The sequence below is a fragment of the Ruegeria lacuscaerulensis genome, assembly GCF_013034685.1.
In the GTDB taxonomy this organism is placed as follows: domain Bacteria; phylum Pseudomonadota; class Alphaproteobacteria; order Rhodobacterales; family Rhodobacteraceae; genus Ruegeria; species Ruegeria lacuscaerulensis_B.
This window is the reverse complement of sequence record NZ_WQGO01000002.1, coordinates 341,835-367,619: the sequence shown is the minus strand read 5'-3', so window position 1 is coordinate 367,619 and position 25,785 is coordinate 341,835. Positions and strand designations below refer to the sequence as shown.

The following is a 25,785-nucleotide window of genomic DNA, read 5'->3' as shown; positions in this document are numbered from 1 at the left end:
GACCCCAGGGCCGTCCGAGGTGGAAATCAATAGAGCCGCAGGTATTCCTGCACTTCCCAATCCGTTACGGATTGGTGGTATCGCTCCCACTCGTCGTTTTTGTATTCCAGATACGAGTTGCGCATCACCGGTCCCATCACATGCGCGGCCATGTCGTCACCACGCAGCGCCTGAATGGCGTTCCACAAAGTACGCGGCAGGCGTCGAATGCCAAGTTCAGCCAGTTCGCTTTCTGTTTTGGAATACAGGTCGAAATCCGTGGGCTTGCCCGGATCGATCTTTTTCTTGATGCCCTTCACCGCGCAGCTCAAATGCATCGCCATCGCCAGATAGACATTCATGGTCATATCGCAGGCACGGTTTTCGATGCAGTGGCGGCTTTGCGGCAGACGGAACTGGGCTGAGCGGTTGTTGAACCCATAGGTGATATTGGTCGGCGCCCAGGTCACGGTGCCACCCTCGAACCCACCCACGCGCGGGACCAGACCATTATACGAATTCACCGTCGGACAGGTGATGGCAGTGATCGCCTCGGCGTGCTGCATCAGGCCGCCCACGGCCCAACGGCTTTCATCCGACCAGCCGCCATCGGAGGTTTCAAAGATATTCTCACCGGGGCGGCTTTCATGCTGCATCGACATATTGATATGCGCGCCCGAACGCCAATCGCCCACTGTCGGCTTGGGCATAAAGGTCACGAAGCAGCCATGCTTCTTGGCGACTTCTTTCAAAACAATGCGCAGAAAAGCCAGCCGATCGGACATTTCCAGCATGTTGGTATAGTGGAAATCCAGCTCAAACTGGGAATAAGCACCCTCGGCCACCACGTCGTGCAGGTTCCAGCCCAGCCCTTCGATAATGTCGATCATGTCCTTTAGGAAGGGCATCGAATCCACCGAATATTCCACGTCATAGCCAAAGGCCTGACGGCGCGGGCGCAGGCCCTGTGCCGGGTCGTCGTCGAAGGCTTTCACAGGCTGACCGTTTTCATCGTATTTCATCACGATAAACTCGGGCTCGACCCCGGCATAGCCAATGTAACCTTCCTGCGCGGCCTCGTGCATGGCGCGTTTCAGGGCCTGACGGGGGCAGACGTTGTAGGGTGCGTCCTCCCAGTAGAGGTCCGAGAACATGATCGCCATCGATGTGTCCCACGGGCAGACATAAACCGCGTCCAAATCGGGAACCACCACTTGATCGCTGTCGGCGGGGCTCAGCTCGGGGACGTAAGAGATCGAGTGCACAGCGAATTGCGGCCCCTTGCCCAGACACAGCGCCTCAAAATCGCTTATGGGGACAGGTTTGGTCTTTGGGATGCCGTGCAGGTCGATCCATGCCCCCATCACATATTTGACACCCGCATCCTCAAGGCGCTTTTTCACCTCAGGGATCTTGGGCCGGTTGCGTTCGACCGCGTCGTGAAAGCTGTCGTAGTAGATTTTGGCAGTGGGATTATCTTTTGGCATCTGGGCCTCCTCCTGTCAGCGGGCCGGAGCCCCGGCAATTAGCCGGGCACAAAGTCGTCGGGGTCGATGCCGGGCACTTGCGTGATACCGGCCAGTTGCTTCCAGTTATGGGGATAGGCGGCATAGAAGATCACACAGCGTGCGTCCGCCTCATACGAGATGTGATTGTCCTTGGGGATATACAGCACGTCGCCGCGGTTGCAGATATAGGTTTCGCCGTCGCACACCAGCCGGAAGGTGCCTTCCAGCACATAGATGATCTCATCACAGGTCAGATCCCACGGCACCTTGATGTTCTTTAGAACGTTGATCCCACCGCACATGGTCTTGCTGTATTCGCTTGTGACCATGGGCTTGATATAGGTGTCGCTGTCGCTTTCACCGATCGCGTTATAGCGATCCTCGACCAAATCCCATTTCATAAGTCTTGGTGCATTGCCCATGGTTCACGCCCCTTCCTTGGCCAGATGTTTCAGAATGCTTTCGTTCAGCTCGACCTTGTAGCCGTCCGGGTCCTCGCAGAACGCAATGACGCGGGTGCCGTTCTTCATCGGACCGGCCGGGCGAGTGATATTCACGCCTGCGGCCGCCAGTTCTTCGCAGGCCTTATAGACATCCGGTGTCTCGATGCAGATGTGGCCCCAGCCATTGCCCTTTTCATAGGGGTCTTCCTGATCCCAGTTCGCCGTCAGCTCCAACGTCGGGAACTCGGCCTCGGGGCCGTAGCCGATAAAGGTGTTGGTGAATTTGCCCTCGGGGTAATCGGTGCGTCGCAGGACCTGCATGCCCAGAATGCCGCAGTAAAATTCCAGCGACCTCTCCATGTCCATCACTCGCATCATGGTATGCGCCAAACGGAATCCACTGCTGATATTCTCGCTCACTTTGGTCTCCTCAATTCAGTGTTTTTCGAGTGTGGTCACATCCTGCGCCACCAGTTCCTGAAAGGCGCGCACGCTGTCTTCCCAAGCGGGCGACAACACGCCCCCGGCCTCGGAAACGGTCGAGGACCGACCCAGTTGCAGCCGCTCGGTCATCTCGTGATCTTCCTTGTGCACGTCCCACCACAGCTTTTTGAGGCCTTCGATCGCGTCGGGCGTCAGGGTTTGACCCTCGGTGGTATAAAGCGCCCTTTTCTGGACCATCGTTCCAGGACCGGTCGGAATGTTCAGGTAAACCCCCATCTGGTCAGGGAAATACCGACCCAGAATGAAGTTGGGATACAGCGTCAGATAGCGCGAGCTGACGCCCAGACTGCCGGATGTCCCGATCTCTTCATCCAGATCGACCGCGCTGCCAAGGCAGTTGCCGTCAACGATGGTATAGTGGTCGGCAAGCGGCTGATCCGTGGTCGAGGCATGGACGAACTGCACGTGATAGGGTTCGATGAAGTTCTCCATGATGAACTTCCAGTTGCATGCGATCTCTCCGAAATCGAGCGTTCCAATACAGTCGACCTTATCCCAGTCGATGCCCTCCAGACGCGCCTGCATCGAGGCGGAATAGGCATCGAAATCCGGCGCGCTACCGTCGAGATTGACGAAAACCCAATCGTTCCAGACATGGCTGCGCACCGGCACAAGGCTGTTTTGCGACGCGTCGAACCCTTCGGCCTGATGTTCGTTTACACCGCCGAAATGGGGTGCGGCACGCAGTTTCCCGTCCAGATCATAGGCCCAGGCGTGATAGGGGCAGCGGATCAGCTTGCCCACATTCTTAGGCGCATCCACCAGCGTCAGGCAGCGGTGGCGGCAGATATTGTGGAACGCCCGGATTTCGCCCGCCATATTGCGGACCAAAAGCAGCGGATGCCCGGCCAGCGTGACCGGCACCGCATCCCCGGCGGCCTGCAATTCATGGACAAACCCGACACAGACCCAGTTGCGCGTAAAGACCGAGGCACATTCGGCCTCCCAGAACTCCGCATCCTTGTGGGCCGCCGCAGGCAAGCCCCGTTTGGGTGTGGTTTCTTCGTAAAAAGACTCAAGCAACGAAGAGATCGTATTCATCGTTCAAGTTCCTGACGCAGAGTTTCAAAACCAAAATCGCAGGTGGGCTGCGGGTGTGTGGCCAATGTGGCTGTCAGGAAGTGAACTGCGAAATAATCACTCTGTCTAGATTTTTCTGCGAATTCGTTAAACTATATTGAAGTATCAGTAAGTTTATGTCGCATTTAGACCACTACTTTGTCGATTTCGTACCATTCTCACTAAAGAGTGACCCGACTGCCATAGGACAGCCGGGTCACGTTCTACCAATTTCGAAAGGAGGTCTGCGGTATCCGCAGAATCGCGGTGCCCGTTGCAGGCGGCGGACAACACCAAAGGCCCCTGTCCCGTCGACAGCAGGGCCAGAACAGGGCACCCTGCCCGGTCAGATATCCAGCGTGTTGTCTTTTTCCCAGCGCGAGAAATGCGACACGAACGAATTCCATTCCTGATGCTTCATCTTCAGGAACGCGGATGAGAATTCATCGCCCATCATCGCCTTCAGTTCCGTGTCCTTGTCGTATTCGCGCAGCGCGTCCAGCATGTTCAGCGGCAGCTTGGGCGCATCTGTGACAGTGTGCCCTTCGGCATACATGTCGATATCCCAGCGTTTGCCCGGATCAGCCTTGGACCGGATGCCCGACAGACCGGCGGCGATGATGACCGCCTGCAACAGGTAGGGGTTGGTGGCCCCATCGGGTAGACGCAGTTCGAACCGGCCCGGTCCGGGGACTCGCACCATATGGGTGCGGTTGTTGCCGGTCCATGTGACCGTATTGGGTGCCCATGTAGCTCCCGACATGGTGCGCGGCGCGTTGATGCGCTTGTAACTGTTTACCGTCGGGTTGGTGATCGCCGCCAGCGCGCTGGCATGTTTCATGATACCGCCCAGAAAGTGCTTGCCGCGCTCGGCCAAACCAACCTCGCCCGTCGGGCCATCACCTTCGCCTGCAAATACGTTGGTCTCGGCAACAGCCCCCGGTGCATCCCAGACTGAGATATGGGCGTGACAGCCATTACCTGTTAGCCCCTCGACCGGTTTGGGCATGAAGGTGGCGCGGAACCCGTGTTTTTCGGCCACGGATTTGGTCATGAACTTGAAGAAGGAATGCTTGTCGGCAGTACGCAGAACATCGTCAAACTCCCAGTTCATCTCGAACTGGCCATTGGCGTCCTCGTGGTCGTTCTGATACGGACCCCAGCCCAGATCCAACATATAATCGCAAATCTCGCGCACCACGTCATAACGGCGCATCACCGCCTGCTGGTCGTAACAGGGTTTTTCAGCGGTATCGAACGGGTCGCTGATCTGCTCCCCATCGGGGGTGAGCAAAAAGAACTCGGCCTCGATCCCGGTTTTGACATGCAGGCCTTCGGCGGCGGCCTCTTCGATCAGGCGGCGCAGCACGTTGCGCGGAGCTTGGGCGACGTCCTCGCCCTCCATCACGCAATTGGCGGCGACCCATGCAACCTCGGGCTTCCACGGCAGTTGAATGACCGAGGACGGATCGGGCACCGCCAGCATGTCGGGATGCGCGGGGGTCATGTCCAGATAGGTGGCAAACCCGGCAAAGCCCGCGCCCTCTTCCTGCATCTCGGCGATGGCTTGTGCGGGGACCAGCTTGGCCCGTTGTCCGCCAAACAGGTCCGTGAATGAGATCATGAAGTATTTGACACCATTATCCTTGGCGAAAGCGGCAAGATCCGTCGTCATACGCGTCTTTCCTTTCCCTGTTGTTGCAAAAAGCGCGCCCCCCGGTCAGGGTCGCGCCCGCTTGTCTCAGAACCCCGGCTTGCCCGGATACCAGTCTGTTCCCGCCAGAGGCACGCGCGCCATGGCGGCGGCTTCCATCGTCAGGGCGCACAGGTCTTCAGGCTCCAGATTGTGCAGATCATTGTGGCCGCAGGCGCGCGCGATGGTCTGCGCCTCAAGCGTCATGACCTTGAGGTAGTTGCGCAGACGCCGCCCGGCCTCGACCGGGTCAAGGCGCGCGGCCAGTTCCGGGGCTTGCGTGGTGATGCCTGCCGGATCGCGACCCTCGTGCCAGTCGTCATAGGCCCCGGTGGTGGTGCCCAGCTTCTGATACTCAGCCTCCCATTTCGGGTCATTGTCCCCCAAGGCGATCAGGGCCGCCGTGCCAATGGCCACCGCATCTGCACCCAAAGCCATCGCCTTGGCCACATCCGCGCCATTGCGAATACCGCCCGAGATCACAAGTTGCACCTCGCGATGCACACCCAAGTCTTGCAACGCCTGCACGGCTGGGCGGATACAGGCCAGCGTCGGAATGCCCACATGTTCGATGAACACATCCTGCGTGGCCGCGGTGCCACCCTGCATCCCGTCCATCACCACCACATCCGCCCCGGCTTTCACCGCCAGCGCCGTGTCGTAATAGGGACGCGTCGCGCCGACCTTCACATAGATCGGTACCTGCCAACCGGTGATTTCGCGCAACTCTAAGATCTTGATCTCAAGATCATCCGGCCCGGTCCAGTCCGGGTGCCGACAGGCCGAGCGCTGGTCGATCCCTTTGGGCAGGGTCCGCATCTCGGCCACGCGGTCGCTGATCTTTTGACCCAGTAGCATCCCGCCACCGCCGGGTTTGGCGCCCTGCCCCACCACAATCTCGATCGCGTCGGCTTTGCGCAGATCGTCGGGGTTCATGCCATAGCGCGAAGGCAGATACTGATAAACCAGTTTCGAGGAATGACCGCGTTCCTCGGGCGTCATACCACCGTCACCGGTGGTGGTCGACGTACCGGCAGCTGACGCTCCGCGACCCAGCGCCTCTTTCGCGGGGCCAGACAGCGCACCGAAACTCATGCCCGCGATGGTGATCGGGATATCCAGCTGGATCGGGTTCTTGGCAAAGCGCGTGCCCAGCGTGACCGAGGTGTCGCAGCGTTCGCGATAGCCCTCCAGCGGGTATCGGCTGACCGAGGCCCCCAGAAACAGCAGGTCGTCGAAATGCGGCACCTTGCGTTTCGCGCCGCCGCCGCGAATGTCATAGATACCCGTGGCCGCCGCCCGCCGGATTTCCGCATTGACCGGGTTGGAAAACGTCGCAGACTGTATCGGCATCGTGCGTGGTGTGTGATCGTCCATAACCGTCTTCCTCAGTATTCTGCCGCGTTGTCGACATCGAAATTGTAAAGCTGCCGGGCCGAGCCATAGCGTTTGAACTCTTCGGGCTTGGCATCTGCGCCTGCGCGCTCCAGCAGGTCGGCCAGCAGGGTCAGATGCTCGGGTCGCATCTCTTTCTCGATGCAATCGGCACCCAGACTTTTAACCGAGCCGCGCACGAATAGCCGCGCCTCATAGAGGGAGTCCCCCAACGCATCGCCCGCATCACCGCAGACCACCAGCGTACCGGCCTGCGCCATAAAGGCGGACATGTGGCCGATATTGCCATGTACCACGATGTCGATCCCTTTCATGGAAATCCCGCAGCGCGAACTGGCATTGCCCTTGATCACCAGCAACCCGCCATGGCCCGTGGCCCCGGCATACTGACTGGCGTCACCTTCGACGATCACGGTGCCCGACATCATATTCTCAGCCACGCCCGGCCCGACCGAGCCTTCAACCCGGATCGTCGCCTGTTTGTTCATCCCAGCGCAGTAATAGCCGGTCGAACCCCTAACGGTCACGTCGATCGGCGCATCCAGACCCACGGCGATCGCATGGCTACCCTTGGGGTTCACCACTTCCCAACTGGTCTGGTTGGTGTCGGCGCTCTGCGCCTGCAGGGTCGCGTTCAGACCACGCAATCCGTTTTCAGCGACATCGTAGCTCTGCATGTCAGTGGCTCCAGAAGTAAACGGTGGCGGGTTCGGGTTCCCAGACGCGGGCGTCTTCGATCCCTGGCAGGTTTACCAGCGCGCGGTACTCGCTGCCGAAAGCCACGTATTGATCGGTTTCGGCCATCACCGCCGGCTTGCAGGCAATCGGGTCGCGTACCACGCCAAACCCGTCCTTGGTGCCGACCACAAAAGTGAAGAACCCATCCAGATCCTCAAGGCTGCTTTCCAGCGCCTCACCCAGTGTTGCCCCATTCTGCATCTTCCAGGTCAGATAGGCGGCGCCGACCTCGGTATCGTTCATCGATTCAATCCGCACCCCTTCGCGCATCAGCTTGCGGCGCAGCGCGTTGTGGTTTGACAACGAGCCGTTATGCACCAGACACTGATCGCCGCCGGTTGAGAATGGATGGGCGCCTTCAGTGGTGACGGCGGATTCGGTGGCCATGCGCGTATGCCCGATCCCGTGGCTGCCATGCATCGACGACAGCGAGAAACGAGCCGCCACGTCCTTTGGCAGACCAACTTCTTTGTAGATTTCAATCGCATCACCATCCGACATGACGCGCATGGCGGGGCGCATCTCACGGATCGCCTGCCGCGCAGTATCGACCTTGTCAGCCTGCATCGACAGCACCGCATGCGTGTCATTGGCACGCAAATTGACTTCAGTTCCTACCGCCGCACTCAGATCTGAAGCGAGAGTTGCGAAATCGGCATCCGGGCTATCCGACTGCACCGTCATCTTTGCCTGGCCTGCCGACTGGGAACCATAGATTGCGATGCCGGCACTGTCGGGGCCGCGATCGGTCATGGTGATCAGCATATCGGTCAGCATTGAACCCAGTCTGGGCTCGAGCGTTTGGTCTTTGAGAAACAACCCCACAATCCCGCACATCGTCTGAGACCTTCTCTTGTTGTGTTGCCGATACCCTAAACCACGTCCCTCAGGGAAATCTACCCTTAAGAAAATTTTTTTCCCTATGCGAAAATACGTCTAGACAGATTCCTAAGGCGAAAGCGCTTTCATTTTCCTCATGGTAGGATAACTTTGCTGCCAAGAAAGACCGCATGAACGGGCAAACTGCGAATCGAAGCGGAAGGAAACAGGTGGCAAAACTGACCCAAGACCCGCATTCCGTAAGTTCAGGTGATCGAGAAAAGGTTCTTGAAGTCGCCATCGGCCGAGAAGTTCACGCCTTTCGCAAACAGCAGAACATCACTGTTGCAGATCTTGCGCAGATGACCGGGCTGTCGATCGGAATGGTGTCGAAAATCGAAAACGGGAATACATCGCCTTCTTTGACGACGCTTCAGGCGCTGGCGGATGCACTGTCGGTTCCACTGACCAGTTTTTTCCGTCGGTTCGAAGAACGACGGCTGGCCGTTCACACCAAGGCCGGACAAGGGGTCGAGCAGGAGCGAGAGGGCACACGCGCCAACCATCAATACAACCTGCTGGGCACCATAGGCGCCAACACGTCAGGCGTGATCGTCGAGCCCTATCTGATCACTCTGACCGCTGAATCCGACACCTTTCCGACCTTTCAGCACAGCGGAATTGAGACGATCTATATGCTGGAAGGCGAGGTTGACTACCGCCACGGTGATCAGGTCTATCCGCTGAAACCCGGCGACACGCTGTTTTTCGAGGCCGATGCGCCACACGGCCCCGAGCGTCTGGTCACGTTGCCCCTTCGCTATCTGTCTATCATCAGCTATCCGCAGACAAACTGAAGGGCGCCAGAAATTCAGCCGTCAAATATGGTTTGCGAAATAAGTCCAGTGACCAAACCCAAATCAGCCGACATCGATTTCTCGCATTCGTAAGACTTGACCGGGCATTGACAAGCATTGGAACGCCTTTCCCGACATTGACTTGGGACTTGTCTGACCCTTTTGAAGAAATCGACCGCTTTCAGGCCGACATGTCCTTAGGATTAGCACATCAGGTCGAAGACGACTTAATCATCAGGAACTTCTGTCAAACGACGCTCGTGCCAATAGCCCACGTACCGATAGCAGGACCGAAAGACAAAAGACCGATTTGGATCGTTGGGGCAAAGCAGCCGGGACCCTGATCCGGTTGTACGAAAGCCAACAAGTTCCGACAGAAGTGCACTGAGGTCGCGGCTCAGGTATCACTTGCAACCTTCCCTGCTCTTTCTATGCTTTCATTTGGTGGGTCTGGCCCACGGCCTATGCGCCCCAAGTCAATGATTTTACGCGACCTAATAAGTTGAAGAGCAAGACTAATACACAAAGAGCTTCGTCAAGAGCCAGATATTCAGTGCTTCAGGAGGGAACACCATGAAGAGAATTATTCAAACCGCCGCATTGAGCGCGGCTGCTTTCATTTCAGCCATTGCCGCAGGCAATGCGGAAGAATGGCGATTCAACAATTTTCTACCCGAAACCCGCCCAGAAACGGCAGAGCTGGAACGCTTTGTCGAAGAGGTCAACGCGGCCCTTGAAGGCGAGGATAAGCTGAAGCTTTATAGCGGCGGATCGCTGGGTCTTCCGAACACGGACACCCTGCGGTTCCTGCCAAAGGGTGCGGTCGAGATGAGCCTGATCTGGGCGAACTATCTGGGACGTGACGCGCCAGCGCTCAGTTCAGTTGTGGTTCAAGGCACCATTGGCTCGATCGAGGAATTCGAAAAGGCGATCCCGACAGTGCGCGAGATTTATCAGGAAGAGTTTACCGATTGGGGCGTGACCTCGGTGGGGTATGTGCCGATCCCGATGTTATCTGTGTCGGTCTTCTGCCGGGATGAGCCGGTGCGCACCATTGACGCGCTGAAATCGAAAAAGCTGCGCGTTTGGGCTCGCGATCAGGTTGAAACCTTCACACGCCTTGGGGTCGCCGCGCAGATCATTCCACAGGAAGAGATGTATGTGGCGCTGAAAACCGGCGTGGTCGATTGTGCACTTTATCCTGCGCTTTACGCACACACAGTGTCTTTGCAGGAGGTCGCCAAATATGCCTCGTTCCTGTATCCGATGGCGTCCGGCCCCTATGTGATCGGGGTCGCCACCGACAAATGGGACGCTACGGATGACGCCACCAAGGCGGCAATTGCGACCGCCGCAGACGCCTTGTGGGAGCGTACCAATCAATACGAGGACGATTTCGAACGCGAGCTGGCCGCACGTGAGCAGCTGGTCGCAGATGGTGTCACCTGGGGAGAAGATTTCTCGCAGGAAGACCGCGATCTGTTTGTGTCGAACGTCACCGAAATCTGGGCTGAACTCGCGGAAGAAGCTGGCGGCAACGCCCCTGCCTATCGTGAGCGTGTCCTGACCGCCCTGGGCCGCTGACGTCAAAATGGCGCTTAGTCCGGGAAACATTATCGCGCGGGGGCTGGACCGTCTGGCCCTTGCGTGCGCCGTTGCTGCGGCCCTCGGAATGGTCGCCATTGTCGGCATCATTGTCACCAGCGTATTGATGCGCAAATTTGCCAATACGCCGCTGCACATCACCGAAGAAGTGGTCGGCCTATTGCTCAGCGTTTCGTTGTTTCTAGGTCTGCCGATGGTGACGTTGCGGGCCAAACATGTGCGTGTGGCACTGTTGGCGGATTTTCTGAAAGGTCGACTGCATGTCGCAATACAGATCGCCGCCCTTCTGGTAGGTATCGTTTTTTTCCTGTGGTTGATCGTCGAAACTATTCCTTGGTTCGAATTCGCCTTCAAGCGCAACCTTAAAACAGAAACCACGCGCATTCTGCTTTACCCTTGGATGGCGCTTATGCCGCTGTCGCTTGGGCTGACTCTGTCTATCTTTGTGGCACGCCTTGTCGGCATTCTGGACAGGGTGGACGACGCCGAGGCCGACATCAAATGACCCCAACGAAAGAGACCAATAAATGTCGTTCTGGCTGACGTTGACAGGCGCGCTTGTTGCCACCGCTGGCACGGGCGTGGCCCTTGGAGCGGCGCTTGGTCTGACCGGGTTGACCATTCTGCACTTTTTCTCGAACGGGGCCACGTCGCTGGCTGTGGACGCAATCTGGAGCGTCTTCAATTCGTTCACCCTCAGCGCAGTTCCCATGTTCATCCTTCTGGGCGAGGTGCTACTGCGCAGTGGAATTAGCGAGCGGGCCTACTCCGCCTTTTCCCCGCTGTTTCGTCGCATCCCGGGGGGCTTGCTGCACACCAATATTGCAGTTTGCACCCTGTTCGGCGCGGTCAGCGGATCCAGTCTGTCTACGGCTGCGGCGGTGGGTTCGGTCGCATACCCTGAGATGTCGAAACGCGGCTATGACAAGGATACGATTGTGGGCAGCTTGGCGGGCGGCGGTACTTTGGGCCTGCTGATCCCGCCCAGCTTGTCTTTTCTGATCTATGGCGCGCTCACTGAAACCTCGATCGGGCGCCTGTTCGCCGCCGGTATTATCCCTGGTTTTCTGGTTGGTCTGATGTTCATGGCGTATCTGTTGGTCAGATGTACCCGAAATCCGGCCCTGGCCCCGCGCGACGAAGCCCCATTGCCGCTGCGGCAGACACTGGCGGGGTTCAAACAAATCTGGCCGTTGCTTGCGCTGATCATTGCGGTCATCGGCAGCATTGTCGGAGGGCTGGCGACACCGACCGAAGCGGCAGGCGTGGGCGTTGTACTGGCCGTGATCATTTCCTCCATATGGGGCGACCTGACCTGGAAGAAGCTTGTCGAAGCGGTCTATCAGTCGGTTCTGTTGTTTGCGTCGGTTGGGTTTTTGGTGCTAGGCGCGACGATACTGGCGAAATCGACCAGTATTCTGGGCGTGCCGCAACAGATCCTAGAAGTCGTGGCCGAAAGCGGGATGGGCACATACAGCGTGCTGTTGATCGTGGTGCTGATCTATCTGGTGCTGGGGTGCTTTTTCGACGGATTGTCGTTGATGATCATGACCTTGCCGGTCGTATTCCCATTGCTGACCGGGCTGGGCTTTGACCCAATCTGGATCGGGGTCATCATCACCATCGTCATCGAGATTGGTCAGGTCACACCCCCAGTAGGGCTTAACCTGTCGGTCCTGACCGCGCTGACCAACAACGAGGTTGGCTTGGGCCGTGTGGCAATTGCGACAGTTCCATACTGGCTCATCCACCTGTTGACCATCTTCATCCTGACGGTGTTCCCGGCACTAACCCTTTTTCTTCCCAACCTTTTGTTCTGAATGAGCGTAGTTGAGCTCTTGCAACGGACTGTTCCGGCCGAACAGGTTGTGTTGCAGAGTTTTTCTGCTAGCCAATGAGACTCGGCGTGTCTTCAAGTTAGACGGCCAGTTTAGCGAATTGTCGAAAGGGGCAGAGTCCAGGCGTGAATCGGCCCTCGTGGATCATCTTCGCGACTTCGATTTCAGCAACGGTTGCTGCAGTAAAACCGAAAGCTTTGAACCCAAGCATTGGTCAAGTTCGCCTTTTGATGAACCGGTGGTCCTGTCCACGATGTTGTTCTAGTGTTTCTGCCTCACCACCTCGACTGGAATCGGACATCAAAAGCCCTTCAGCATTTTGTTGATGGCTTTGATACCTGCTGTTTCTGCGCCGCTTTTGTCGATGACGATCTTTCGCGGCGACCCGCGGCTTCAGCGATCACGCCGGAATACCGTGTAACGCATCGGTTCAGTGTTGTGTGGTCTACCGCAACGCCGTGCACGGGTATGATTTCTTCTATATGTCGATAGGAAACACCGTAGCTGACGAAACCAGGGGCAATGGTCAAAAGTGTGAAACGCAAGCTGGTGCAAGCGCCAGTTTCGTTTTCCTCAAGATCAAAGTGCGGTTCGGCCAGCTTCGCCTATTGGGTTACGGCCCAGACCTGTCGTTGAGCAAGCTGCACTGCGGCTTCACCAAAGCGGTCACTCAACAGCCAACCGCAATACAGCAGGGGCAGTCCACCACCCAGACATTCACTGCTTACACCCAGTTCTTACGCCGCAAGAAGTTAGTCACGTCAGAATGTTTGATAACTTACTGGTTTTTCCACCCTTCAATCAGCCCGACCGCCGCCTGGGCGTAGCTCTGCGGAAACTGATCCGAGGTTCGGGCTTTCATAATCGTATGAAGGCCCAGCAAAAGACCGATCAGCACCCGTGCAGCCTCATCCGGATCGACCTCGGAACGGATGGCCCCGTCAACCTTTGCCCGGCTCAGTATCGCCGCAAACCGCCCTTCCAGTGCAGTCAGGTACCGCTCGATTCGCGTGTTGACCTCGGGATCAGAGCGGTCGAACGAACTAATCGAATTAAAGGCAAGACACCCGGCATCCTCAATCTTTGGCATTCGCTCGGCTGATACGATGCCCCGGAACCAACCAGCCAGATCGTCCAGCGCATAGGTTTCGGGATCAGGAAAGTGCCGGGCTTCGGCATTGTCCAAATAAGCATCCAGAGTCTTTAGAAAAAACTTTTCTTTTCCACCATAAGTGGTTTGGAGCGTGAACCGTGTCAGCCCCGTCTGCTGCTCCAACTCCCGCGTGCTGGCACCGTGGTATCCCCTTCGCCAAAACAGGTCCAAGGCACCCGCCACAGCACTGTCGTGATCCGTCTTGCGTTTTCGCGCCACAGATTTCTCCTTGCTATTTCTATCCATGTGGATAGTAATAAGTTCCTATCCACATGGATAGCATTAGAGATGCGCGGCAGCAAATGCTGCGTGATCGCACCTGAAACGGAGACCTGACATGACCGCCATCGACCCGGCACCCGGCGCATTAAAACCCGTCACCCTGCGCATGATCTTCATCCTGAACGCGCTGAAAATCCTGCTGGCCTTTGGTTTCTTCGCCGCCTTCAAATTCTACGGCCTGCAGGTCGGAGAGCTAGCTGGCCCGCAAGCCGCCAACCTGATGCTCTATACGATGCTGGGTTACATGGTCACCTTTGCCTGCATCGTCGCTTCCATTCTCAAGCGCAGCATGACCGGTATCCGTGCCGCAATTGCTGTTGATTTTCTGGTCTCGATCCCGGCGACAGCGGTTGTCGGCTTTGTCATCGCGATCATTAGCATGGGCCTGACATTCACCACCACTGTCCGCGCGTATTTTGCCTATCGTGTTTGAGATGAGCTCTTTGGCGAGTCACCCAGACATGATCGACGGGCAATGTATCTGCGGCGCGGTGCGCTATCGGGTGCAAGACAACATGACCGCCTTCAAATTGTGCTATTGCAACTTTTGCAAAAAGGCCTCGGGCTCGGCCCATGTTGCGAATGCTTTCACCACGCCTGACCGGATCGAATGGCTGGAAGGTCAAGAGCAACTGACATCTTTCAATGTGCCTAATTCCCAAGTGCGCCGGGTGTTTTGCCGAAGCTGCGGGACATCGCTTCCATTCAAGACACAGAACGGCAAGTTTCTGGTTGTCCCAGTCGGCAGCCTGTCACGCCCGCCGTCCCAGCCCGTTAGCGCGATTGTCGGCTGGGCGTCCCGACCCGCATGGTATAATGAGGCGCTGGGGTTAGAAGGCGTGGTCCTCCCGTTGAACTGAGCTGGACGTCCGCGCTGGGTTTTGCATTTTGCGAACATCAGGTCTGTGGTGGATATCGGCAAAGGCATTCATTTCCTGCAGGAAGATAATCCCCATCTGATCGGAGAAAAGCTGGAGGAGTGGTTGGCGCGCCTGCCCGCATGAACCTGTCCTGCCATCTGTAGTTGTTGAACCGTATACATAAATCAGATTTCCTGATTTTATGCTCTGACTATCGCCCAACGCGTTCAAAGGCCAAGCACCGGAGGGAACCCTGTTGAATCTGACGATCCCCATTCCTTTGATCCTGGCGGCTGTCCTGCCCGCTTTTCTGGACCGGTGCTCTGGGTCCGATACCAGCATCGCTCTGGGTGTGTTGGCGCGCGACCGGGTGGCCTTGACCGCGACGGCCAGCGAAATTGTCGTCGATTTACCAATTGCCGAAGGTTCCGTGGTCAAGGTAGGCGACACGCTGGTTCAGCTTGATCCCACATTGCAAAGCGCCAAGCTGGCACTGGCGCAGGCAGAACTGGAAAAGGCACAGGCCACGCTTCTGAAACTGCAGGTCGGACCGCGCGAGGAAGAAATTGCGATTGCCGAGGCCAAAGTAGCAGGCGCTGTTGCGCGTCTTGCCGATGCCGAGGCCATCTATGACCGAAATGCCAGACTGGTCGAGAACTCGGTCGTGACCGAGGCTCAGGTGGCAAATGATCTGGCCATGCGCGATTCCGCGCGGGCTGAATTGGCCAGCGCTCAGGAATCGCTGAAAGAGCTGGAAAACGGCACCCGTCCCGAAGATCTGGCGGTCGCCGAGGCCAATGTGCGAGCTGCCGAAGCCTCGGTCGCCGCCGAACAGACATTGCTGGATGATTTGACGGTCATAGCCACCCGCGACGGCGTTTTGGATTCCCTGCCGTGGAATTTGGGCGAGCGGGTGACATCCGGCAGCCCGGTTGCCGTGATGGTCACGGGCCAGACGCCTTACGCGCGCGTCTATGTACCCGAACCACACCGCGTCAATCTGAAACCCGGTGACACGTTGGAAGTGCGCGTAGACGGGCTGGCCGATCCGTTGGATGGCGTGATCCGCTGGATCAGCGACGACGCGTCCTTCACCCCATATTACGGGTTGAACAAGGACGACCGCACGCGCCTTGTCTATTTGGCTGAGATTGACCTGCCCAATGCCTCACCGGACCTGCCTGCCGGGGTCCCCGTACAGGTCCCCATGCCATGAACGATGTGGTCGTCTCGACGAAGGGCTTGACCCGCCAGTTCGGGGAAAACATCGCCGTCAACAATCTGGATCTTGAGATTCAAACCGGCCAGATCTACGGGTTTCTGGGACCGAATGGCTGCGGCAAAACCACGACAATGCGCATGCTGACTGGGCTGCTGACCCCCAGCAGCGGTGCGATCTCGGTTTTGGGCCGGTCAATGCCCGAAGCGGCTGAGCCGCTAAAAAATGAGATCGGGTACATGACCCAGATATTCTCGTATTACCGCGACCTGACGGTGCTGGAAAACCTCAGGTTCGCGGCGGAGATTTACGGCATTCCGGTAAAAACGGCCAAAGATCGGATCGATGAGTTGCTGCACACTTACGATCTGACAACGAATATCAATCAACTCAGCGGAAGCATGAGCGGCGGGCAACGTCAGAAACTGGCCCTTGCTGCAACCGTAATGCACCGACCTAAACTGTTGTTCCTGGACGAACCGACCTCGGCCGTTGATCCCGAAACACGTCGCACCTTCTGGGAACAACTGTTCGATCTGGTAGATCAAGGCGCAACGATGATCGTTTCGACCCATTTCATGGACGAAGCCGAGCGCTGTCACCGGCTGGCGATCCTGCAACACGGTGTGAAAAAGGCGGACGGGTCTCCGCGCCAGTTGATGGATGATCTTCAGGCCGATGTAGTTGAGGTTGAAGGGCCGGATCTGAGAAAGGTCAAACACGCGCTGGATGGCAAACCCAAGATCCTGTCGACCGCGCAAGTCGGGTCGCGGCTGCGTGTGCTTGTGGACAAATCCGAACCTCAACCGGTGGACATGTTGCGCGGCCAACTTGCTGCGTTTCCTGGCCTGTCCCTGACCCCGCAGAGGCCAAATCTGGAAGACGTGTTCGTCAGCGCCACACGGGGGCCAGAACAGTGATCTCGCCACGCCGCATCGCTGCTGTACTGAAGAAAGAACTGCTGCAACTGCGGCGGGATCGGATGACCTTTGCCATGGTCATCATGATCCCGCTGATCCAACTGCTTCTGTTTGGATACGCGATAAACACCAACCTGCGCCATGTCCCTGTCGCGGTGGTGGACCAGTCCGGAACCGAACTCTCCCGCACGCTGGCGCAGATCGTTCAGGCGACGCAGGTCGTGACCATCACCGAGCAGTTGACCACCCCACAAGAGGCCGAACGCGCAATAACCGAGTCCCGTGTGCGTGCTGCGCTAATCATCCCCCCGGACGTGAGCCAGCGCCTTGCCCGCAGCCCGTCTGTCGGGCTGGGCCTGCCCAACGCAACCAACCAGACAAGCAGCCGACCGGTTGCCCATTGGATCGTGGATGGTTCGGACACGATGGTGGCCAGCGCGATCAAGTCCATGCGCACAATGCCTTTGACAGAACTGCTGAAACAACCACCAAACCGGCAGGTGCCCACGTTCGAGGTGACGCTTTACTTCAACCCCGAGCAACGGTCGGCGGTCAATATCGTGCCGGGTCTTGTCGGCGTGATCCTGACCATGACGATGATCCTATTCACCTCAGCCGCCATCGTCCGCGAACGCGAGCGGGGCAATATGGAAATGCTGATCAACACGCCAATCCGGTCGATCGAACTGATGATCGGAAAGATCATCCCCTACATCTTTCTGGGCCTGATACAGGTCGCAATCATCCTCGGCCTCGGGCATGTCCTGTTCGATGTGCCAATAAACGGCGGATTGGGCACTCTGCTTGTTGTGACTTTGTTATTCATCGTCGCCAGCCTGTCGCTTGGGCTGGTGATTTCCACGCTTGCGCAGAACCAATTGCAGTCGATGCAGATGACCATCTTTGTCCTGCTGCCCTCAATCCTGATGTCAGGTTTCATGTTCCCTTTCGACGGTATGCCACCACCCGTCCAGATGATCGCTCAGGTCCTGCCGGCAACCCATTTCATGGACATGATCCGCGGCGTGGTCCTTCGTGACGCGTCGTTATACGAGTTACGCTGGGGAATTCTCTGGATGATCGGATTTGCGATATTCGGATTGCTGGCGGCAACTCTAAGATTCAAGAAACGGTTGGGTTGAAGATCGACCCTGATCTGCCGTTCCAGATTGGTACTGAATTCTGCAGTCGCATTCTACATTGCTGACATTTGCCAGACCTTCGATCTCTTGACCGGCGACGGCGTTGGTATGTTGGCGGCTCAGATCTGATGTACAGGGGCTGGCATTTTTCTTTTGGGGCCAAAGTGCTACAGGCTTGGCCGCGCAGTGGGCCAGCCGCCCGCCGTCAGGCGGTGACAAACACCTTCATTCCGATGGTGTCGTGGAAAGGAGCGCAGTCCATATCTGCAATACTAGCACCATCTACTTTGATGCGTCCTGTGCGCTGGAGACATCAAAGTCGCAAGATAGTCGACCCAACTTTAGTGTCGCCCATTGGCAACTTCACGAACCGTATTTGTAGGGCTTATGAGGGCAGGACTATTGCCCAACGACACTTCATTGAGAAAACATCTGAAGCGGCATGAATGTCACCTCATATACGAGATGACAATTGGGTTTATGCTTTTCGCGGCTCTTGCTGCGCGTGAGGACGATTTAAAGTCACAAAAGGTTGCAAGCCTCTCGCATCTCAGGCCAAAACAGCGCAGATGTTTGGCAAGGCTTGAATGACCGAGTTTTCAAGTCTCACCGTACCATTCGAATTGGACCTGCAGGTGCGCGGCATCTGACTGAACAAAAGGCAAGGCTTCGCTTTGAGCACTACAAGCAGCAAGTCGAGCTGCGCCAACTGAGCATTGGGTGGCCGAACACGAAAGACAGTATGCCAACGGGAAAGCAGTACGGGTCCGGGCGCACAAGCGAGGACAACCAACAAGCAGGGATGTACCTACGCGCGTCATAGGCTCGAAAATAAAGAGGTGAGTTTCTGACAATTGTTTATGAAGGGTAAGCGCGCAGCTACATTTTTTAGTACGGCCCAATCCTGCCATTAAACTGTGTGCTTAAACACCGCAGCCTACTCACATTGCGGACATTCACTGCCTTCATCCAAAAATGCCTTGCAGACCTTAGTATTACAACCTGAACGGCATACACATAGAGCGCTTTGCAGTTTTCCCCCTACATTCAATCCTATTGCAGCAAGTAGAATCAAACCGGTGAGACGCCGTTTACATTCAGATAGATCGCGTAAAGGCTGCTTGTTCCCGCCGCGAACAGTCGGTTCAGCTTGGCACCGCCAAAACACACATTTCCTACCATCTCGGGCATGTGGACCTTGCCGATCAGATCTCCTTGGGGGTTCAGGCAATGAACACCGTCTGCGGCGGAACTCCAGATGCGGCCGTCGCGGTCTGGCCTGAAACCGTCGAACAATCCGGCAGAGCAATTGGCGAAGACCTCACCTCCTGAAAGGGTTTTTCCGTCGTTCGATACGCTGAACCGGCGAATATGGGCCGGACCTTCCGGGTCATGCGTGATACCGGTATCCGAGATATAAAGTGCGCTCTCATCCGGTGAAAAAGCCAAGCCATTGGGTTTGACGAAATCAGTTGCAACCGCTGTGACCTCACCCGATGTCGGGTCTACGCGATACACGTGGCACACGCCAATCTCGCTTTCGGCGCGCTCGCCTTCATAGTCCATCATGATCCCGTAGGATGGGTCCGTGAACCAAATGGACCCATCCGATTTAACAACGACGTCGTTTGGTGAGTTCAGGCGCTTTCCCTGCCATGCGTCCGCCAGAACCGTGATGGATCCATCATGCTCGGTTCGGGTGACACGTCGGGTTAGGTGCTCGCACGACACCAAGCGTCCCTGCCGGTCTACCGTGTTGCCATTGGCGTTGTTGGAGGGTTGCCGAAACACCGAGACCGAACCATCTGTATCGTCCCATCGCATCAGGCGGTTGTTGGGAATATCCGACCACACCAGATAACGCCCGGCGGCAAACCACGCCGGGCCCTCGGACCACCGTGCACCGGTCCATAACCGCTCGACCCGAGCATGGCCGATGAAACAGGCCTCGAATTCGTTTTCGATGACTTCAAAACCGGTTCCGTCGAGAACGCCGTACATCCGTTTTCTCCTTCGTTTTTCTGTTTTCCTGGGGTGAAAAGCTGCGCACTCCAGGCAGTTCCGGGTCAGGCCAGAGATGGCCCAAAGGACCGTATAGGGGCGGTCACCTGACGATTGCGACCGTCAGGCACTTAGGCCTTTCAATTCATCCGGCAGCAATGCGTCCGGGATGTTTTGATAACTGACCGGGCGCAGCCAGCGTACGATCGCCAGTGTGCCGACGGAGGTCGCACGGACATCTGTGCTGGCCGGATAGGGCCCGCCATGCATCATTGATGAACACACCTCGACTCCGGTGGGATAGCCGTTTGCCAATAAACGACCTGCTTTTTCCTCGAGAATGGGCATCAGTGACTTGGCCAACGCGGCATCCGAGTCGTCCAGATGCAAGGTCAGCGTCAGCTGTCCTTCCAGACATTCCGCCAGCTGTTGCATCTGCTCTGTGTCGTCACACAAGACGATAATGCCAGCAGCACCAAATACTTCGTGCTGCAGCTTGGGGTTCGCCATCCACTCCGCCGCACTGACTTTGAACAAAGCAGGCACAGCGGCGCGTTTACCCGTCGCGGCACTGCAAGACGTAACCTCGACCATCAGATCGCGGAATTCGCGAACCCCCTGCTCATAAGCGCCAAGGATTCCGTCTGTTAGCATTTTCTGCTCTGCCGTGTCGTTCAGCGCGGCGACACAGGCGGTTTCCAATGCATCCGCATCCGGGCCTTTCAGCATCACGGCAACCCCGGGATTGGTGCAGAACTGTCCGGCCCCCATGGTCAGAGACGCGGCCCAGCCAGCGCCGATCTCGGTCGCGCGGGCACGCATCGCGTCTGGAAGGCAGAACATAGGATTGACCGAGCCAAGCTCACCATAAAAGGGGATAGGGTTTGAACGCGCATGGCATAGATCATAAAGCGCCCTGCCCCCGGCGAGTGATCCTGTAAAACCGACGGCAGTGATCTCGGGTTGCTGAACAAGGGCGGAACCCACCTCGCGCCCTGATCCTTGCAAGATCTGAAATGTAGCAGCTGGCATGCCGCAAATCTCGATCGCCTTGGCAATGGCTTGTCCTACAAGTTCAGCAGTGCCTGCATGAGCGCTGTGTCCCTTGACGATCACCGGGCACCCAGCAGCAAGGGCCGAGGCGGTGTCCCCGCCCGCCGTGGAGAAGGCGAGCGGGAAGTTCGACGCACCAAACACGGCCACTGGACCTATTGCTTTGTGCGTCAGGCGCAAATCCGGACGAGGGAGAGGTGTCCGGTCAGGGAGGGCGCCTTCTTTACGTATATCGAGATACCCAGTCTCTTCGATCAGATCTGCGAACATGCGTAACTGGCCCGTTGTGCGTCCACGTTCACCCACCAGCCGCGCCTCGGGCAGGCCTGTCTCAGCCATGCCGGTTTGCGTGATCTCGTCACCTAGCACATCCATCTGTTCGGCAATCGTGCGCAAGAATGTGGCGCGCTCGGTCCGCGATTTACCCGAGTAAGCGCGGAAATCGCAACGTGCGGCGCGGCACGCGTCATCCACCTGCGCGGCGGTGGCCTGAGCAAAGCTTTGGCCGTCAAGATCGTCTGAGGCACGCAGATTGTCTGACCCGACCCATGCGCCGTCGATCAGATTTTGTCCAAGTATCATTTTATTTTCCCCAATTCAGGACCATTGGGTCCAGCGGTTTTAAAAGGTCTATCAACCGGTCTCGGATGGCCGGTTGCAGCGGATCAATGGGATGGCGGCAGAACTCGGACCCGATGACGCCCCCTTCGACCATCGCCGCTTTGCAGGATTGCCAGCCGCATTGGCGGTTTTCATGGTTGATCACCATCGCCACCCGGCCATAGGCCGCCGTCGCCTCATCTACACGGCCTGCAAGGTGATGTGTGATGACCGGCTTTATCTGGTCCACGATCATGCCTGAGGTCATTGAGCCCGTCGCCCCTGCATCCAGATCGGCCAGTAAGGTTATGCCTTCCTCGCCATCAAAGGGTGCTTCAATCGCCTCTCCGCCTTCGGCAATCAGCGCCCGCAGCTTGTTCGCGGCGCGAGGGCATTCGATTTTGAACAGCTTCACCATCTCAATCTCTTGCGCCATCCGCACCAGCAACGGCACCGGCAGATCAACGCCCGACAAGGGCGCGTCTTGGACCATGATCGGAATGCCGACCTCGCCCACGGCTGCAAACTGATCATAGGTCTGCTGCGCGGTCCCCTTCAGAAGCGCCCCGTGATAGGGCGGCATCATCATCACGATGTCCGCGCCCAGATCTTTGGCGAATTTGGCCCGTTCCACTGCGATCTGCGTCGCAAAATGGCTGATCGTCACGATCATCGGCACGCGGCTCGCGACATGTTCAAGGCTGAGCCGGGTCAGGATCGCGCGCTCCTCATCCGAGATCAGGAATTGCTCTGAGAAATTAGCCAAAACGCAGATCCCGTCCGCGCCTTGATCGATCAGGCAATCCAGAACGCGCTTCATCCCTTCCAGATCAAGTGTTCCGTCTTCGTGGAATGGTGTCGGCGCAACGGGCCAGATACCGGTATAGCTCATGGACTACTCCGTAATCTCAAAGTGTTTCAGGTGTTTGTCCGTGATCTCAATCCCCAGACCGGGCTTATTGTCATCCAGATCAAGGAAGCCGTCCACCGCCTCGGGGTCACCTTCGAAGATGTAATAGAACAGCTCGTTACCTACCTCGACGTCGAAGACAGGGAAATATTCGCTGATCATGCAATTCGCGTTGGCCATGGTCAGATGATAATTATGCATCTGACCTGCATGCGGGATGACCGGTATCTGATGCGCCTCGGCAATCGCGTTGATCTTTTGTGCCGCCGTAATACCGCCCACGCGGTTGGTGTCATATTGCAGGACGCTGACGGCCTTTTTCTCGATCAAGTCCTTGCACCCGATGATCGAGAATTCATGCTCACCGCCCGAGATCGGGACGATGTTCATCGCATTCAGCTCGCGATAACCTTCAACATCGTCGGCAATCACGGGTTCTTCCAACCAGCGCGGTTCGTATTTAACAAGCTTGGGCAGCATGCGTTTGGCATAGTCCAGGTTCCAGCCCATGTAGCATTCGACCATCAGATCGACGTCATAGCCGATGACCTCGCGCACGGCCTCGACCCGTTTGAGGTTTTCACGCATGCCCGCCATGCCGTCCTTCGGCCCCCAGCCGAACCGCATTTTATAGGCGGAATAGCCGTTCTTTTGCGCCTCGGCGGCCTCGGCCTGCATCACATCGATCGGGCCAGAGTAGAGCTTGGAGTAATACACCGGGATCTTTTCCTTGGTGCGGCCACCCAGCAGTTTGAACACTGGCTTACCCGCCAGTTTGCCCATCAGGTCCCAGATCGCCAGATCAACGGCCGAGATCGCGATCATCCCGATCCCCTTGCGCCCCCAGGCGTGGCTGCGGCGGTACATCTTTTCCCACAGATAGGCATAGTCGAACGGGTCCTCGCCGATCACCAATGGCGCGAACCATTCGTCAATGGCGGCCTTCACCACCGAGGGTGCGAGGGCTGCGTTGCCGATGCCGATGGTGCCGTCTTCGGTTTCGATCTCGCAGGTCAGCCATTGGTGAAACCGGAAAGACGACATCGCATCGCCTTTTTCGTACAGCACGTCCGACGCGTTGGTGCAGAAATTGCCGGTGGGCGGGACGGTCGGTCCGGTCCAGTTCCAGACGCGGGTGCGTACGGATTTAATCTTGGTCATCTTTGTCCTCTCAGTCCGCGCGGCGTTCGGCGCGATGTGTTTTGGCCATGCGCACCAGCAGGTCGAATGCCTGCCGCGTTGCGCCCGGATTGGCCTTGTTCTGTCCGGCGATATCAAAAGCGGTGCCATGAGCCGGTGTGGCAACGGGGATGGGCAAGCCACCTGCAACCGTCACGCCGCGTTCAAACCCCATCAGCTTGATCGCGATCTGGCCCTGATCGTGATACATGGTCACGACCGCATCGACCTCGCCCCGCTGCGCCTTGAGGAACACCGTGTCCGAAGGCCATGGGCCCGTTACATTCAACTGTTTTTCCTGTGCTTGGCGCACAGCGGGTTCGAGGATGTCAATCTCCTCGCGGCCAAACTTGCCATTGTCCCCCGCATGCGGGTTCAGCGCCGCGACCGCGATGTTGGGGCGCGCCTTACCCGCCTTGCGCAGCGTGTCATTGGCCAGGTTGACGGCCTTCAACACCCCCTCTTCTGTGATATTGGCCGCGACATCCTTGAGGCCGATATGCGAAGTTACACGGGTCGTCATCAGCTCATCCAGAACGTTGAGTTCCGAGTGATAACCAGTATGTCCCATATAGCGCGCCATATAGCGGTGCTCATCCTCGGCATTCAGCCCTGCGGCGGTCATTGCCGCCTTGTTGAATGGCCCAAACAGAATGCCATCGACCTGTCCCTCCATCGCCAGATCCATGGCCTTGTCCAGACAGCGTAACGCGGTCGTGCCGCCCTCAACCGTTACTTCAGCAAGCTGGACATCCCCGGGCGAGATCGTGTCCATCTCAAGATGGATCAGGCCCGGCTGGTCCGACACTTCGTTTATTGTATTTAGCGGCACATCTAGTTCCGCATGCGCGGCACCGCGCTGCCAGAGGTGACTGTCACCAACCAGCACGATATCGGCAGCGTCCTGCACCCCCTCCTGATTAAGCAGTTTGGCGATCAGTTCCGGCCCGATACCCGAAGGGTCGCCGGGAACAATTGCAATGCGGGGTTTGGTCATGCCGCTTTCTCCCAATGTCTCGAAAATCCATCGGGCAAGATGACCATGACATCTGGCTCGTTGCCCGTGTCGAAAGTTTGAACCACCTCGAACGTATCAAGGTCGAACCGCTGCACCTGTTCGCAATCAACTGCGATGTAGGCAAAGTCCGCTTCGTCGTCGATACACAGGGCCAAAGGGTTCGCTGGTGTTTTTTGTTCGTGCAACAGCTTGCCTGTCGCTTCGTCAAAAACGGAAAACGACCTGCCAAAATGGTTCATTGTCAGAAGACGATTGCGCTTTTCATCGTAGTAGATGCGGCAGGGATCGTTGGGCGTCGGAAACGTGCGTTCGATCTCAAGCGTCTTCGTATTGATTACAGCCACTGTGTTCGAAATGCGTTGCGAGGTATAAAGCGTCGCTGTTTCTTCACGCAGGCAGCGCCCTTCGGGCTTTTGTCCGGTCTTGATCGAGATAGGCTCGATCGAGGCGTCGTAAGGATTGAACTTGGTAACGTCGCCTGACGTCAGATTCATCGCAAAAGCCGTCAGGCCGTCTTTGGTCAGCGCAAAGAGGTGCCCTTTGGTGCCCCCTGTTGGCGTGATGTGATCCCAACCCTGGTCGAAAGCGCGAGGGTTTTCCTTGACCAGCAAGTGACCCGACCATTCCGACAGGACGTAGAGACGCCCCTGCCCATCCAGCCCAATCCCGTGGGGTCGCGCGTGTTCACCCAGATCGTAGACGTGAACGATTTTTCTCTCTCGGATATCAATCACGATGACCGAGCGGCCGTGATTGCCAGCTATGTCTGAATTCTGCACACCGTAGTGACCCACATAGGCATAACGAAATTCGTCATCCACAACGAACTCGTGGGGGAACTGCGGCAGCTCCAGACACCCCTGCGATGCGCCGGTGTCTATGTCGTACCAGCTTATTCGATGGCTGCATTTTTCAACCAACATCATGGACTGCGCCATGTAGACCTCATCTGAATAGTAGATTGTCGAGGTGTCTGTGGCCGACCACTCACATATCGGCCACAGACGCAC

The 25,785-nt window shown here is 57.2% G+C and carries 24 protein-coding genes and 1 pseudogene; 9 read left to right on the top strand and 16 right to left on the bottom strand.

The window, feature by feature from the left end; genetic code table 11:
- Window positions 1-26: 26 nt before the first annotated feature.
- The 8 genes from GOV80_RS06095 to GOV80_RS06060 all read right to left on the bottom strand — a co-directional run bounded on the left by GOV80_RS06095 (window position 27) and on the right by GOV80_RS06060 (window position 8,156).
- On the bottom strand, window positions 27-1,466 hold the full coding sequence (locus GOV80_RS06095; RefSeq protein WP_170783258.1) for a glutamine synthetase family protein: 1,440 nt from the start codon (window positions 1,464-1,466) through the stop codon (window positions 27-29).
- A gap of 38 nt (window positions 1,467-1,504) precedes the next feature.
- Window positions 1,505-1,909, bottom strand: coding sequence for a cupin domain-containing protein (locus tag GOV80_RS06090; protein ID WP_170783257.1), 405 nt, complete (start codon window positions 1,907-1,909; stop codon window positions 1,505-1,507).
- A 3-nt stretch (window positions 1,910-1,912) separates the two neighbouring features.
- Window positions 1,913-2,350 carry a lactoylglutathione lyase gene (gene gloA, locus GOV80_RS06085; protein ID WP_170783256.1) on the bottom strand — a complete coding sequence of 146 codons (438 nt, stop codon included), beginning with the start codon at window positions 2,348-2,350 and terminating at the stop codon, window positions 1,913-1,915.
- A 15-nt stretch (window positions 2,351-2,365) separates the two neighbouring features.
- Window positions 2,366-3,475, bottom strand: a complete 1,110-nt coding sequence (locus GOV80_RS06080; protein WP_170783255.1) for an aromatic ring-hydroxylating oxygenase subunit alpha — start codon at window positions 3,473-3,475, stop codon at window positions 2,366-2,368.
- A 364-nt stretch (window positions 3,476-3,839) separates the two neighbouring features.
- Window positions 3,840-5,168 carry a type III glutamate--ammonia ligase gene (glnT, locus tag GOV80_RS06075; RefSeq protein ID WP_170783254.1) on the bottom strand — a complete coding sequence of 443 codons (1,329 nt, stop codon included), beginning with the start codon at window positions 5,166-5,168 and terminating at the stop codon, window positions 3,840-3,842.
- Between the two features lie 66 nt (window positions 5,169-5,234).
- Window positions 5,235-6,563: an FMN-binding glutamate synthase family protein gene (locus tag GOV80_RS06070; protein WP_170783253.1), complete on the bottom strand. Its 1,329-nt coding sequence runs from the start codon at window positions 6,561-6,563 to the stop codon at window positions 5,235-5,237.
- Window positions 6,564-6,574: 11 nt separating this feature from the next.
- Window positions 6,575-7,258 carry a GltB/FmdC/FwdC-like GXGXG domain-containing protein gene (locus GOV80_RS06065; RefSeq protein WP_170783252.1) on the bottom strand — a complete coding sequence of 228 codons (684 nt, stop codon included), beginning with the start codon at window positions 7,256-7,258 and terminating at the stop codon, window positions 6,575-6,577.
- A gap of 1 nt (window position 7,259) precedes the next feature.
- Window positions 7,260-8,156, bottom strand: coding sequence for a class II glutamine amidotransferase (locus GOV80_RS06060; RefSeq protein WP_170783251.1), 897 nt, complete (start codon window positions 8,154-8,156; stop codon window positions 7,260-7,262).
- Between the two features lie 173 nt (window positions 8,157-8,329).
- On the opposite strand from GOV80_RS06060, the gene GOV80_RS06055 reads away from it, so the two are divergent.
- The 4 genes from GOV80_RS06055 (at window position 8,330) to GOV80_RS06040 (ending at window position 12,420) form a co-directional block, all read left to right on the top strand.
- Entirely contained in the window at window positions 8,330-8,995 is a 666-nt protein-coding gene (locus tag GOV80_RS06055; protein ID WP_170771820.1) for a helix-turn-helix domain-containing protein, read from the top strand.
- A 573-nt stretch (window positions 8,996-9,568) separates the two neighbouring features.
- Window positions 9,569-10,579 (top strand): TRAP transporter substrate-binding protein DctP, encoded by a 1,011-nt coding sequence (gene dctP, locus GOV80_RS06050; protein ID WP_170783250.1) that lies wholly within the window; start codon window positions 9,569-9,571, stop codon window positions 10,577-10,579.
- A gap of 7 nt (window positions 10,580-10,586) precedes the next feature.
- Window positions 10,587-11,105 (top strand): TRAP transporter small permease, encoded by a 519-nt coding sequence (locus tag GOV80_RS06045; RefSeq protein WP_237215674.1) that lies wholly within the window; start codon window positions 10,587-10,589, stop codon window positions 11,103-11,105.
- Window positions 11,106-11,127: 22 nt separating this feature from the next.
- On the top strand, window positions 11,128-12,420 hold the full coding sequence (locus GOV80_RS06040; RefSeq protein ID WP_170783249.1) for a TRAP transporter large permease: 1,293 nt from the start codon (window positions 11,128-11,130) through the stop codon (window positions 12,418-12,420).
- A 97-nt stretch (window positions 12,421-12,517) separates the two neighbouring features.
- Here GOV80_RS06040 and GOV80_RS06035 read toward each other — a convergent pair.
- Window positions 12,518-12,983, bottom strand: a pseudogene (locus tag GOV80_RS06035) (DDE-type integrase/transposase/recombinase).
- Between the two features lie 233 nt (window positions 12,984-13,216).
- A complete protein-coding gene (locus GOV80_RS06030; RefSeq protein WP_170783248.1) occupies window positions 13,217-13,810 on the bottom strand; it encodes a TetR family transcriptional regulator C-terminal domain-containing protein in 594 nt (197 codons plus the stop codon).
- A gap of 118 nt (window positions 13,811-13,928) precedes the next feature.
- Between GOV80_RS06030 and GOV80_RS06025 the strand changes: the two genes are divergently transcribed.
- The 5 genes from GOV80_RS06025 (at window position 13,929) to GOV80_RS06000 (ending at window position 18,014) form a co-directional block, all read left to right on the top strand.
- Window positions 13,929-14,306 carry a hypothetical protein gene (locus tag GOV80_RS06025; protein WP_170783247.1) on the top strand — a complete coding sequence of 126 codons (378 nt, stop codon included), beginning with the start codon at window positions 13,929-13,931 and terminating at the stop codon, window positions 14,304-14,306.
- Between the two features lie 10 nt (window positions 14,307-14,316).
- The gene (locus GOV80_RS06020; protein ID WP_170783246.1) at window positions 14,317-14,733 is read left to right on the top strand and encodes a GFA family protein; all 417 of its coding nucleotides are present in this window, start codon (window positions 14,317-14,319) and stop codon (window positions 14,731-14,733) included.
- Window positions 14,734-14,989: 256 nt separating this feature from the next.
- Window positions 14,990-15,949 (top strand): HlyD family secretion protein, encoded by a 960-nt coding sequence (locus tag GOV80_RS06010; protein ID WP_237215671.1) that lies wholly within the window; start codon window positions 14,990-14,992, stop codon window positions 15,947-15,949.
- Window positions 15,946-16,872 carry an ABC transporter ATP-binding protein gene (locus GOV80_RS06005; RefSeq protein ID WP_170771808.1) on the top strand — a complete coding sequence of 309 codons (927 nt, stop codon included), beginning with the start codon at window positions 15,946-15,948 and terminating at the stop codon, window positions 16,870-16,872. The genes GOV80_RS06010 and GOV80_RS06005 overlap by 4 nt, the downstream gene beginning before the upstream one ends.
- Window positions 16,869-18,014 carry an ABC transporter permease gene (locus GOV80_RS06000; protein ID WP_170771806.1) on the top strand — a complete coding sequence of 382 codons (1,146 nt, stop codon included), beginning with the start codon at window positions 16,869-16,871 and terminating at the stop codon, window positions 18,012-18,014. Before GOV80_RS06005 ends, GOV80_RS06000 begins: the two co-directional genes overlap by 4 nt.
- Window positions 18,015-19,085: 1,071 nt before the next feature.
- Here GOV80_RS06000 and GOV80_RS05995 read toward each other — a convergent pair.
- From GOV80_RS05995 to GOV80_RS05970, 6 genes are all read right to left on the bottom strand, one after another.
- Complete coding sequence (locus tag GOV80_RS05995) at window positions 19,086-20,015, bottom strand: SMP-30/gluconolactonase/LRE family protein (protein WP_170783245.1); 930 nt, start codon at window positions 20,013-20,015, stop codon at window positions 19,086-19,088.
- 123 nt (window positions 20,016-20,138) lie between these two features.
- Window positions 20,139-21,650, bottom strand: coding sequence for an aldehyde dehydrogenase (NADP(+)) (locus GOV80_RS05990; RefSeq protein ID WP_170783244.1), 1,512 nt, complete (start codon window positions 21,648-21,650; stop codon window positions 20,139-20,141).
- Between the two features lies 1 nt (window position 21,651).
- Window positions 21,652-22,560 (bottom strand): dihydrodipicolinate synthase family protein, encoded by a 909-nt coding sequence (locus GOV80_RS05985; protein WP_170783243.1) that lies wholly within the window; start codon window positions 22,558-22,560, stop codon window positions 21,652-21,654.
- Window positions 22,561-22,563: 3 nt separating this feature from the next.
- Window positions 22,564-23,739 (bottom strand): L-rhamnonate dehydratase, encoded by a 1,176-nt coding sequence (locus GOV80_RS05980; protein WP_170771798.1) that lies wholly within the window; start codon window positions 23,737-23,739, stop codon window positions 22,564-22,566.
- Window positions 23,740-23,749: 10 nt separating this feature from the next.
- Window positions 23,750-24,754: a 4-hydroxythreonine-4-phosphate dehydrogenase PdxA gene (locus GOV80_RS05975; RefSeq protein WP_170771796.1), complete on the bottom strand. Its 1,005-nt coding sequence runs from the start codon at window positions 24,752-24,754 to the stop codon at window positions 23,750-23,752.
- Window positions 24,751-25,713 (bottom strand): hypothetical protein, encoded by a 963-nt coding sequence (locus GOV80_RS05970; protein WP_170771795.1) that lies wholly within the window; start codon window positions 25,711-25,713, stop codon window positions 24,751-24,753. Before GOV80_RS05970 ends, GOV80_RS05975 begins: the two co-directional genes overlap by 4 nt.
- Between the last annotated feature and the right edge of the window lie 72 nt (window positions 25,714-25,785).